This window comes from Bartonella sp. AP4SXKL (genome assembly GCF_042195845.1).
Taxonomy (GTDB): Bacteria; Pseudomonadota; Alphaproteobacteria; order Rhizobiales; family Rhizobiaceae; genus Bartonella.
On sequence record NZ_JBHIPA010000006.1, the window covers coordinates 44684 to 56424 of the forward strand.

An 11741-nucleotide genomic window follows, 5' to 3' on the forward strand; every position below is an offset into this window, starting at 1 on the left:
TTTTTCCTTAAAGTGAGGAGGTATAAAAGAGGTGGGGAAACCATGTTACAATAAAGCCACGTGGACTTATCAAACAGGAAACAAGATAAATAAATCCTGCGGCAATGATGATAGCAGGGCCGGAGGGAAGTGAAAGATGAAAAGAAAGCAGGAGACCACATACGCTAGAAATGATTCCAAAAAGAGTGGAAAGCGCGCAAATAGGGCCTAGCCGTGAAAACCAAAAACGGGCTGTAATGGCTGGAATCATCATAATACCAACGGAAAGTAATGTTCCTAGTGATTGAAAGCCTCCAACCAGATTCAGCACCACAAGTCCAAGCAATGAAATATGAATATATTTACTCAATGGAGAGAGTGATTTAAAAAAGAGGGGGTCAAAGCTTTCTAAAACGAGTGCACGCCAAAAAATACAAAGGCTGCAGAGTGTAATCAGCATTATAGTAGTGATTAACCAAAGGGCTTGTGCATCAAGTGCAAGAACCGATCCGAATAAGAGATGAAGCAGCTCAATTGTTGAGTCTTTCAGTGAGATAATAATAACACCTGCCGCGAGTGCAATAAGATAAAAGACGGTCATGGATGCATCTTCTTTCTGAAAGCTGTTTCGTGAAATCAAAATGGTTGCTAAAGCAACAATAAGACCAGCGAAGATACCACCAAGTGTCATAGATATGAGGGAAAAACCACAAATCAGAAAAGCAATTGCAACACCAGGAAGAATGGCATGAGAGATAGCATCTCCTGTCAAGCTCATTCCACGGAGCATCAAAAACACACCAACAGGACAAGCGCTAATAGACAGAAAAATAGAACCGATAAGGGCGTTTTGCATAAATTGGAAATCAACAAAGGGGGCAAGAAAAAATGCATACACGTCTTATAACCTAAGAAAGAGAGGATCATTGATGAGAAGATTTTGTTTTTGTGCGCTAATAGGTAAAGAATTGGATGTGAGAGGTGGCATAACGTGATGAAGGGTGTTGTTTAAAAACTGTGTTGTTTCTCCATAAAAGGCGTTTTGTTGATCAATTTGAATCATTTGGGGGAAAAATTCTTGCACGATGAGAGGGTTATGGAGTGCGGTGAGAATTGTGCGTCCTTGCTGTTGCCAGTATGTGATCAGAGCAAGAAGGTCTTTTTGGGTATTATGATCTACACCATTGAAAGGTTCATCAAGTAAAATAATATTGGCATCTTGTACAATGATACGTGCAAAAAGAGCGCGTTGTAATTGCCCGCCTGATAATGTTTCAAGCGAACGGGGTGCGAGTTCTGTAAGCCCAACCATTTTAAGAGCATTTTGAATCTTAGAATCATAAGGGCGCTGATTCTTCCATAATCCACAAAAAGACCACAGTCCTGTTTTTACAAGCGTTTTCACATCAATTGGAAATGTTTGATCTATATTACATTGCTGAGCAAGATAAGCAATGCGGCTTTTTTTTGGTTTTGTAATTTTTCCTTTAAGAGGTTTAATCAATCCGGCGATGGCTTTTAGCAGTGTCGATTTTCCAGCGCCATTATCACCTGTTATTGCAACCAATGAACCAGCTTTTAACTTTGCTGAAAAGTTCTTTATTGCTATTCTATTCCTATAGCCTAATGTTGTTTTATTGAAGTGCAGATCCATATTTTTTACCATCGTTGCTTATTATTTTGGAAACTATGTAATAATATAACGTTTGTCAACAAAATGTTATATTATTACATAGTTTTGAGTACTGAAAATTTTAGTGGGAAGATCGTGGAAAATTAAAAATAATAATTGAATTCACCTTGACGAAAGAGAGAGAGTATATACTATATATAGTATCAAAATGATTGGTGATTCTAAATAAGCACAAGAGAGGGTGTTAGTGTGTTTCGTTTGGTATCTAAGTTATTTCCATTATTGTAAAGAGTTTATTGGCCAAAGGTATAGCAGTATTTTTACTGAAGGGTCTCTTTTGGAAGGATTTCCTTTCGTTTTTGTAATTGATTTTTGCCGTAAAAGAGCAAACAGAGCTCTTGAAAAACAGTAGTTTAGAACATTAGTTTTTTAGACAGCAGGAGGGAATTGTAATGCAAGCAAAAGATTGTTTTATAACTAGGGGGCTTTGCCATTTAAGTTGTAGAATAATCGCTTATTCTCATCATAGTTTTTGAAGTTATTTGATGAGGAATTCTGTTATGTTCAGGAAGCTGTGTATTATTTGAAAATAACCACATGTTTTGCGTACAATTTCTATTTTTTGTTATTCTTGAGTACCTATAAAATTATTAGATTGACCTTTCAGGGTTGATTGTTTGGAATTGTGAAAGTTGAAGAAAATGTCGATCACTATTTATAGCAAACCATCTTGTGTCCAATGTGATGCTACACGCCGCGCTTTTGATGCAAAAGGCATTCATTATCGTGTTGTTGATATTTCCTGTGATGAACAAGCATACAGTTTTGTTCAATCTCTGGGGTATCGTCAGGTTCCTGTCGTTGTTTGTGGTGAAAATCATTGGTCTGGTTTTAGACCAGATATGATTAGTGGTCTTTGTGCTTAATGGGGCTTATTGTTTATTATTCGAGTGCAACGGGTAATACAGAACATTTTGTCTCGCAGCTTGGGCAAAGACTCTTCAAAATTGATAAAAGAAAGCCTTCTGCATTGGTTGGTGAACCTTATGTATTGGTTGTTCCTACATATGCAGATGGTGAAGGAAGAGGGGCCGTGCCGAAAGCCGTTGTCCAGTTTCTTAATGAAGCTGAGAACCGAAAATTAATTTGTGGTGTTATTGGCGGTGGGAATCGTAATTTTGGTCGCTATTATAATCTAGCAAGTAAAATTATTGCTGAAAAATGTTGTGTACCTTGCCTTTATCGTTTTGAGCTGCGTGGAACTGATGAAGACGTTATTTATGTAAAAAAGGGATTGGAAAGATTTTGGAAACAATTGGTATAGGACAATCGCAGAAATCGGATCAGATTACTGATTATCATGCGTTGAATGCAATGCTTAATCTTTATGATGAAAATGGTCATATTCAATTTGATATGGATCGGCTTGCTGCGCGGCAATATTTTCTTCAGCATGTTAATCAAAATACAGTTTTTTTTCATAACCTGAAGGAAAAAATAGATTACTTAATAGAGGAAGGTTATTATGAAAAAGCTTTATTTGAGCTTTATGATTTTTCTTTTATTAAAAAGCTTTTTAAACGTGCTTATGCATTTAAATTTCGTTTTCCTACCTTTTTAGGCGCATTTAAGTATTATACCAGCTATACACTGAAGACTTTTGATGGGAAACGTTATCTTGAACGTTATGAAGATCGCGTTTGTCTTGTAGCTTTATATTTGGCACAAGGGAATAAAGCTCTTGCTGAAAGTTTTGTGGATGAAATTATTACAGGACGTTTTCAACCGGCAACACCAACATTTTTAAATGCTGGGAAAAAACAACGAGGTGAATTGGTTTCGTGTTTTTTGCTACGTGTTGAAGATAATATGGAATCGATAGGTCGTTCGGTTAATTCGGCTTTGCAGCTTTCAAAACGTGGTGGAGGTGTGGCGCTTTGTTTAACGAATTTGCGGGAAGCAGGGGCACCAATTAAGCAAATAGAAAATCAGTCCTCAGGTGTTTTACCGGTGATGAAACTCTTGGAAGATTCTTTTTCTTACGCCAATCAGCTTGGGGCACGACAGGGGGCGGGAGCTGTTTATTTGCATGCTCATCATTTAGATATTATGAAGTTTTTGGATACAAAGCGTGAAAATGCTGATGAAAAAGTTAGAATTAAAACGCTTTCGCTTGGTGTCGTTATTCCTGATATTACTTTTGAGCTTGCACGGAATAATGAGGATATGTATCTCTTCTCATCGTATGACATCGAGCGTGTGACAGGTAAGCCCTTTAGCGATATTTCTTTAACGGAGCATTATCGTTCTTTTGTTGATAATGCAAAGATTCGTAAAAAGAAAATAAGTGCACGCGTTTTTTTCCAGACATTAGCGGAAATTCAATTTGAGTCGGGTTATCCCTATATTTTATTTGAGGATACTGCTAATCGATCGAATCCGATAGCTGGGCGCATAAGTATGAGCAATTTATGTTCAGAAATTTTGCAGGTGAGTGAGGCGAGTGAACTGGAGACAGATTTAACTTATCGCACGATTGGAAGTGATATATCCTGTAATCTTGGATCCATGAATATTGCCAAAGCAATGGAAAGTCCTGATTTTGGACAGACCGTGGAATCTGCTGTTCGCGCTCTGACTGCTGTTTCGGATATGAGCAATATTGATTGTGTGCCTTCCATTGCGAAAGGCAATGCTGAAAGTCATGCGATTGGTTTGGGACAAATGAATTTGCATGGGTTTCTAGCGCGTGAGCAGATCTATTATGGGTCTCCAGAAGCGATTGATTTTACCAATATCTATTTTTATATTGTGACATATCACGCCATACGTGCTTCCAATTTAATTGCGCACGAACGTCAAGAAATGTTTGCAGGGTTTGAAAAATCAGCTTATGCAGATGGACGTTTTTTCGAGAAATATATTGAAAAAGAATGGAAACCGCAATTTGCGCTTGTGCAAGAGCTTTTTGCACGGAATAATATTGTTATTCCAGATCAAAAGGATTGGCAGGAACTCAAAAAATTAGTTATTGAGTACGGGCTTTATAATCGCAATCTACAGGCAGTTCCTCCCACGGGATCTATTTCCTATATTAATCATGCCACTTCCTCCATTCATCCAATTGCTTCAAAAATCGAAATTCGCAAAGAGGGAAAAATTGGGCGCGTTTATTATCCTGCTCCTTATATGGATAATACGAATTTGAATTTTTACCAAGATGCTTATGAGATTGGCCCTGAAAAAATTATAGATACCTATGCTGCGGCAACACAGCATGTTGATCAAGGTCTTTCATTAACATTATTTTTTCCTGATACAGCGACCACACGTGATATTAACCGCGCACAAATTTATGCTTGGAAAAAGGGTATCAAGAGTATTTACTATGTACGATTACGGCAAGTAGCATTAAGTGGAACAGAAGTTGATGGCTGTGTTTCGTGCAGTTTATAGGAGATCATCATATGACAAAGATTACAACCAAAAATCCTGTTGTGTGCGCTGTTAATTGGAATAGATTACATGATGAGAAAGATCTTGAAGTATGGAACCGCTTAACTGGGAATTTTTGGTTACCTGAGAAGGTTCCACTTTCCAATGACATTCCCTCATGGTCAAGCTTAACGGATGAAGAACGCAAGCTAACGATTCGTGTTTTTACAGGACTAACGCTTCTTGATACAATTCAAAACACTGTAGGAGCCATTTCGCTTCTGGCTGATGCGATAACAGAGCATGAGGAGGCAGTTTTGACGAATATTGCCTTCATGGAAGCGGTTCATGCACGTTCTTATTCCTCTATTTTTTCAACCCTTTGTTCGACGGTAGAAGTTGATGATGCGTTTAGATGGTCAGAAGAAAATATTCATTTGCAGAAAAAGGCTAGATTAGTACTTGAGCGTTATGAAGCAAATGATCCACTTAAGAAAAAAATTGCTTCGACTTTGCTGGAAAGCTTTTTATTTTATTCTGGTTTTTATTTGCCCATGTATTGGGCCAGTCGCGCTAAGTTAACCAATACAGCAGATCTCATTCGACTGATCATTCGTGATGAAGCGGTCCATGGTTATTATATAGGTTATAAATTCCAATTGGGCTTTGCAAAGCTTGATGAAGCCAAAAGACAAGAAATTAAAAATTTTGCTTTTAACCTGCTCTTTGATCTTTATAACATCGAGTGCAAATATACTGAAGATCTTTATGATGCGCTTGGATTGACAGAAGATGTTAAAATTTTTCTTCATTATAACGCTAACAAGGCTTTAATGAATTTAGGTTTTGAAGCTCTTTTCCCCCCTGAGGTTTGTCGTGTTAATCCCGCTATTTTGGCAGCTTTATCACCAAACTCTGACGAAAATCATGACTTTTTTTCAGGGGCAGGTTCTTCTTATGTCATTGGCAAGGCGGTTGCTACCACGGATGATGATTGGGAATTTTAATGTTTGCATGCAAATAGAAGTGCGCGGGGTATTCCACTGAGGTCTTTGCGCATTTCTAAACATTGGAAGCCATTTGTTTCAAACAAATTGCAAACTTCTTTTTCTTGAGAGTAACCAATTTCAACAGCGATAGTGCCGTTTTCTTTTAAGTAGTTGGCTGCTTCATGGGCGAGCTTTCGATAAAAATCAAGACCATCTTTTCCACCGACAAGAGCGCGCAATGGATCATGTAAGCGCACTTCTTTTGCAAGTTTTTTGATATCTTTTGCGGGGATATAAGGTGGATTGGAAACAATAAAATCAAAGCGATCTGTGACAGAATCAAACCAGTCGCTAAGAAGGGGTGTGAAGCGGTGTGCTACTTCAGCATTTTTTGCATTTTTTGTCGCTGTTTTAAGGGCATCTTCAGAAATATCGACAGCGACTGCATAGGATTGGGGAATTTGTTTAAGAATGGCAATGGCAATGGCGCCACTTCCTGTTCCCATATCAAGGAATGTTGTTCTTCTCGAATTTTCGATCTGTTTTTGGAGAAAAGGGAGAACAAGATCTATCAGCGTTTCTGTATCAGGGCGTGGTTCTAACGTCTCTTGAGATAATGTAAAAGATATACCATAAAATTCTCGTGCTCCTATAATACGGTAAACGGGTTCGCCTGCAATACGCCGTTGTAAAGCCTGTTCTATTTGTATAATATGCTCAGAAGATAGATGCATATCTGGTTTAGAAACTCTTTCAGCAGCATTTATTCCTGTTATCCATTCAATGAGTATTTTCGCATCGAGATTGGCTTCAGAAATTCCTTTCATGCGCAATTTTTCTTGAGTTTGTTGGATGACATTTTTGAAAGAATATTTGTTCAATTATTGTCCATTTCCATCAGGAGTGCTGTTTGGTGATCTGAGATGAGTGCATGAATAAGCTCATCAAGATCTCCCTCTAGAATGCGATCAAGCTTATACAAGGTTAGATTAATACGGTGATCCGTGACACGTCCTTGTGGAAAATTATAGGTACGAATACGTTCTGAGCGATCACCAGAACCAACTTGGCTTTTACGAGAAGCTGAACGTTCACTTTCCGCTTTTTGTCGTTCGATATCGAATAAGCGTGCCCGTAAAATTTGAAGGGCTCGTGCTCGGTTTTGATGTTGTGATTTTTCTGCTTGTACGACCATAATTCCTGTTGGAATATGCGTGATACGAACAGCTGAATCCGTTGTATTAACATGCTGTCCTCCTGCTCCAGATGCACGCATTGTGTCGATACGAATATCTTCAGGACGAATATCAATATCAATATCTTCAGCTTCTGGAAGCACAGCAACGGTAGCAGCAGATGTATGGATACGCCCACCTGTCTCTGTTTCTGGGATACGTTGCACACGATGAACCCCTGATTCATATTTCAATTTAGAAAAGACACCTTTTCCTGAAATGGTAGCAATAATCTCTTTATATCCGCCAACTTCCCCCTCACTAAGTGAAATAACTTCTACTTTCCAATTGTGAGCATGGGCATAACGTTCATACATGCGGAAAAGATCACCGGAAAAAAGTGCTGCTTCTGAGCCACCCGTTCCTGCTCGAATTTCAACAATAGCGTTTTTTTCATCAGCAACATCTTTAGGCAAAAGCAGAATCTGGAGTTCTTTTTCAAATTGCTCTACTTTTTTATATAACGATGGTAGCTCTTCCTGGGCAAGATTACGCATCTCTATATCTGTTTGTTTATCGTTGATAATCGTTTCTAATTCTGTAATCTCTTCGTAAAGAGCATTTAATGCGCGTATAGAGGTAATAACGGGTTGTAGTTCTGCATATTCAGAAGCTAATTTGACATATGTTTCAGCATTTGGATTCGTCGTCATTTGGCTTTCAATTATTTCAAAGCGCTTTTCAAGCTGTCTCATACGATCTTGTGGCAAGGAAACCATGATAATATTGGCCTAATTTTTCATAATACAATTTTTATAATATTTTGTTGCAATGATTGTTTGTTATAATATTGGCAATGAATTACCGTATAGCATCATACAAAGAGGGGTAATAAAGCAATTCTTTTTTTTTGCCAATGAAAACTATTATATTTTAAAGGTAAATTTTTATAAAATTTGATTTGCCTGAGGTATTTTATCTAATGATATATGATTACTTTTTTAAGAGTTTTTTTTTCCGTAAAGTTCAAGGCGGTGATGAATAATATCATAGCCAAGGGATTTTGCAATTTCCTCTTGCAGCTTTTCAATAACATCAGAATGAAACTCGATAACTTGTCCTGTTTCTATATCAATGAGATGATCATGATGTTGCCCATCTGCTTGCTCAAAACGAGATGGACCACCACTAAAGCTATGGCGATGAATTGTTCCATTTCCTTCTAATATTTTCATGGTTCGATAAACAGTTGAGAGTGAAATATTCGAATCTATTTTGTTTGCACGCTGAAAAATTTCAAATGCATTAGGATGATCATTTGTATCAGTCAAAATATCAAGAATAACTCGTCGTTGACGTGTTACTCTTAAACCAGCTGTGCGCAATTCTTGCTCATAATTTCGCTTTTTATTCATTTGCATAGTTTGCTTTTCAAACAAAGGCTCCATGACAGTGTTTGTATTTTTTCTCTGAACCGCAAGGACAACGCTCATTACGTCCAACTTTTCCCCATGTGGTTATATCGTTAGGGTCACGATCTTGTGGATTAACAAATCTATTTTCTTGTGATCGTGCCCATAAGGTGGGAGCATTTTCTTGACTTTGATCATTAAAGACAGAAGAAGCAGCATCAGTTTGCTCAGGCATGGCCGGTTCTGTGGGGTGTTGAATGATTTCAAAGCGCATAAGCTTAGAAGTGACAATTCGGCGCAAATTTTTCAACATACTTTGAAAGAGTTCAAATGATTCTGTCTTATATTCATTGAGCGGATCCCGCTGCGCATAACCACGAAAACCAACAACAGAACGCAAATGGTCTAAACTCACCAGATGTTCACGCCATAACGTGTCAATAGTTTCGAGCAATACTGCTTTGTGAAAATAAGCCATAACTTCTGGAGAATATCGTTCAGTACGCTCATTTTCAAGTTTTGTAACAGCATCTGATACACGCTCTAGAATTTGCTCCTCGGCAATTCCATCTTCTTTTGCCCATTCTTCCACTGGAAGCTCAAGATTAAAGAGTTGTTGAAGCTCTTCTTCAAGAGTTTTTGCATCCCATTTTTCAGAATATGTCCCTGAAGGAATATAAGCCTCTACGAGATCCTCTACGACTTCATTGCGCATTTCAAGGATCATTTCTGATAAATCATCTGCGTTCATGACCTCCATACGCTGTTCAAAAATAACCTTGCGTTGATCATTCATGACATCATCATATTTTAGCAGATTTTTACGAATTTCAAAGTTTCGTGCTTCAACCTTTTTTTGTGCTTTTTCAAGGGCTTTATTAATCCATGGATGGATAATAGCTTCATTTTCTTTCAATCCAAGTTTTTGCAGCATACCATCCATACGGTTAGAGCCAAAGATACGCATAAGATCATCTTGAAGAGAGAGAAAGAATTTTGAGCGACCAGGATCGCCTTGGCGACCAGAACGTCCACGAAGTTGGTTATCAATACGACGGCTTTCATGACGTTCAGTAGCGATAACGTAAAGCCCTCCAGCCGCTAAAGCTTTTTCTTTAAGCTTCTGAACATCTTTTTTTATTTCTTCAATTTTAGCTGTCCGCTCTGGACCTTCTGGGATATCCTGTAACTCTTGTCGGATGCGCATTTCAACATTACCACCAAGCTGTATATCCGTACCGCGTCCTGCCATGTTGGTTGCAATGGTGAGAGCTCTAGGAACTCCTGCTTGCGCAATGATATATGCTTCTTGTTCGTGATAGCGAGCATTTAAGACTCTAAAATCGGTAATGCCTTCTTTTCGCAAACGCTCTGCCAATTGTTCTGACTTTTCAATAGAGGTTGTTCCAACAAGAATAGGCTGTTCTTTTTCATGAGCTTGACGGATATCACGCACAATTGCCCGATATTTCTCTTCTGCTGTTCGATAAATCTCATCATCTTCATCAATACGTTGTATTGGCAAATTTGTAGGGACTTCGACAACGTCAAGACCATAAATATTTCTGAATTCTTCGGCTTCTGTTGTTGCAGTTCCAGTCATGCCAGATAATTTTCTATACATACGGAAGTAATTTTGGAAAGTGATGGAAGCAAGTGTCTGGTTTTCTGGTTGAATAGCAACATGCTCTTTAGCTTCTAACGCTTGATGAAGTCCTTCAGAATAACGCCGCCCAGGCATCATTCGCCCTGTAAATTCGTCAATAATAACGATTTCATCATTGCGAACAATATAATCTTTATCGCGAGCAAACAGTTTATGAGCTTTTAGAGCATTATTGACATGATGAACGATAGCGACATTTTCTATGTCATAAAGACTCTCACCTTTAAGATGCCCAGCTTGTTCGAGCATTTTTTCAATTTTTTCAGTACCAACTTCGGTAAAGGTCGTTGTTTTTTGTTTTTCGTCTATTTCATAGTCTTCTGGAGTTAAGGCAGGAATAAATGTATCAATAAGGTTATAGAAGTCAGTACGATCTTCTAGAGGACCAGAAATAATAAGGGGGGTACGGGCTTCATCAATAAGAATCGAATCAACTTCATCAACAATTGCGTAATGATGTCCACGTTGGACCATTTGACTATGATCGAAGGCCATATTATCACGCAAATAATCAAAACCTAGTTCATTATTTGTGGCATAGGTGATGTCGCATGCATAGGCCTCTCGGCGGGCATCACTATCAAGATCATGAAGAATCACGCCTGTTGTAAGCCCTAGAAAACTAAAAATTTTCCCCATTGTTTCAGCATCACGACTGGCGAGATAATCGTTTACTGTCACAACATGAACGCCTTTACCTTCCAATGCATTGAGATAAATTGGTAGAGTTGCCATTAATGTTTTACCTTCACCAGTACGCATTTCAGCTATGCCGCAGTCGTGAAGGACCATTCCACCAATAAGTTGCACGTCAAAAGGACGCATGTCATAAACACGTTTTGCGGCTTCACGAACAGTCGCGAAAGCTTCTGGTAAGAGCAAATCAACACTCTCACCTTCACTAAGACGTTTACGAAAGGCATCTGTTTTTTGGCAAAGCTGCTCATCACTTAATTTTACGAATTGTTCTTCCAAAGCATTAATTTGTGCAACTTTTTGGCGGAGTGCTTTGAGATGTCGCTCATGAGCTGAACCAAAAAACTTACGGGCAAAAACACCTAAACTGACCATCTCTGGCCCTTTCTTTTAATTGTTGTCACTCTTGTTGGGTAATTCATACGCTCTCCCCATACTCTACATTTTCTTCAAATTATCTGATATCATTAGTGACATCATGAAATGCAGATGGTACCATTATACTTGCTGGTGTGCAATTTTTCACTCTAATTGTAAAGTAGAGATAAGAGGCTAAGCGCTTTATGTCAACTTTAAGTATGCTATTTAACTGATACAATACAAAGTAATTTAAGATACAATATGTCATTTTTCTCTATTATCATGTTTTTCATCTGCATTAGATAGGATTGGAGAAACTGAGATAAAAGGATAATTTTATACTTTTTTTAAATAAAATTACTAATTTATTTCTCTATGTTTAAAGATTAAAGTGTT

The 11741-nt window shown here is 38.1% G+C and carries 10 protein-coding genes; 4 read left to right on the forward strand and 6 right to left on the reverse strand.

What is annotated here, in order from left to right; genetic code table 11:
* Positions 1-7 precede the first annotated feature (7 nt).
* Together ACFIMI_RS04375 and ACFIMI_RS04380 are read right to left on the reverse strand one after the other, a co-directional pair.
* Complete coding sequence (locus tag ACFIMI_RS04375; protein WP_375613292.1) at positions 8-877, reverse strand: metal ABC transporter permease; 870 nt, start codon at positions 875-877, stop codon at positions 8-10.
* A 3-nt stretch (positions 878-880) separates the two neighbouring features.
* Positions 881-1633, reverse strand: a complete 753-nt coding sequence (locus ACFIMI_RS04380; RefSeq protein ID WP_375671917.1) for an ABC transporter ATP-binding protein — start codon at positions 1631-1633, stop codon at positions 881-883.
* Positions 1634-2313: 680 nt separating this feature from the next.
* On the opposite strand from ACFIMI_RS04380, the gene nrdH reads away from it, so the two are divergent.
* From nrdH to nrdF, 4 genes are read left to right on the forward strand one after another with little or no spacing between them, the layout of a single operon-like run.
* The gene (gene nrdH / locus ACFIMI_RS04385; RefSeq protein ID WP_005774163.1) at positions 2314-2538 is read left to right on the forward strand and encodes a glutaredoxin-like protein NrdH; all 225 of its coding nucleotides are present in this window, start codon (positions 2314-2316) and stop codon (positions 2536-2538) included.
* Entirely contained in the window at positions 2538-2936 is a 399-nt protein-coding gene (nrdI, locus tag ACFIMI_RS04390) for a class Ib ribonucleoside-diphosphate reductase assembly flavoprotein NrdI (protein WP_375613294.1), read from the forward strand. The genes nrdH and nrdI overlap by 1 nt, the downstream gene beginning before the upstream one ends.
* Entirely contained in the window at positions 2918-5068 is a 2151-nt protein-coding gene (gene nrdE / locus ACFIMI_RS04395) for a class 1b ribonucleoside-diphosphate reductase subunit alpha (RefSeq protein ID WP_375611834.1), read from the forward strand. Before nrdI ends, nrdE begins: the two co-directional genes overlap by 19 nt.
* Positions 5069-5079: 11 nt before the next feature.
* Positions 5080-6054: a class 1b ribonucleoside-diphosphate reductase subunit beta gene (gene nrdF, locus ACFIMI_RS04400; protein WP_375611833.1), complete on the forward strand. Its 975-nt coding sequence runs from the start codon at positions 5080-5082 to the stop codon at positions 6052-6054.
* On the opposite strand, the gene prmC is transcribed toward nrdF, so the two are convergent.
* From prmC to secA, 4 genes are all read right to left on the reverse strand, one after another.
* On the reverse strand, positions 6051-6917 hold the full coding sequence (prmC, locus tag ACFIMI_RS04405; protein ID WP_375613295.1) for a peptide chain release factor N(5)-glutamine methyltransferase: 867 nt from the start codon (positions 6915-6917) through the stop codon (positions 6051-6053). The genes nrdF and prmC overlap by 4 nt on opposite strands.
* Entirely contained in the window at positions 6914-7990 is a 1077-nt protein-coding gene (gene prfA / locus ACFIMI_RS04410; protein WP_375613296.1) for a peptide chain release factor 1, read from the reverse strand. Before prfA ends, prmC begins: the two co-directional genes overlap by 4 nt.
* A gap of 222 nt (positions 7991-8212) precedes the next feature.
* A complete protein-coding gene (locus ACFIMI_RS04415) occupies positions 8213-8704 on the reverse strand; it encodes a Fur family transcriptional regulator (RefSeq protein WP_375611830.1) in 492 nt (163 codons plus the stop codon).
* Positions 8643-11360 carry a preprotein translocase subunit SecA gene (gene secA, locus ACFIMI_RS04420; protein ID WP_375692276.1) on the reverse strand — a complete coding sequence of 906 codons (2718 nt, stop codon included), beginning with the start codon at positions 11358-11360 and terminating at the stop codon, positions 8643-8645. Before secA ends, ACFIMI_RS04415 begins: the two co-directional genes overlap by 62 nt.
* Positions 11361-11741 lie beyond the last annotated feature (381 nt).

Excerpts from the sequence above, each read along its gene's own strand:
- prfA (WP_375613296.1), bottom strand. The coding sequence starts at position 7,990 with ATGGTTTCCTTGCCACAAGATCGTATGAGACAGCTTGAAAAGCGCTTT.
- ACFIMI_RS04380 (WP_375671917.1), bottom strand. The coding sequence starts at position 1,633 with ATGGATCTGCACTTCAATAAAACAACATTAGGCTATAGGAATAGAATA.
- nrdI (WP_375613294.1), top strand. The coding sequence starts at position 2,538 with ATGGGGCTTATTGTTTATTATTCGAGTGCAACGGGTAATACAGAACAT.
- nrdF (WP_375611833.1), top strand. The coding sequence starts at position 5,080 with ATGACAAAGATTACAACCAAAAATCCTGTTGTGTGCGCTGTTAATTGG.
- nrdH (WP_005774163.1), top strand. The coding sequence starts at position 2,314 with ATGTCGATCACTATTTATAGCAAACCATCTTGTGTCCAATGTGATGCT.
- ACFIMI_RS04415 (WP_375611830.1), bottom strand. The coding sequence starts at position 8,704 with ATGAGCGTTGTCCTTGCGGTTCAGAGAAAAAATACAAACACTGTCATG.
- secA (WP_375692276.1), bottom strand. The coding sequence starts at position 11,360 with ATGGTCAGTTTAGGTGTTTTTGCCCGTAAGTTTTTTGGTTCAGCTCAT.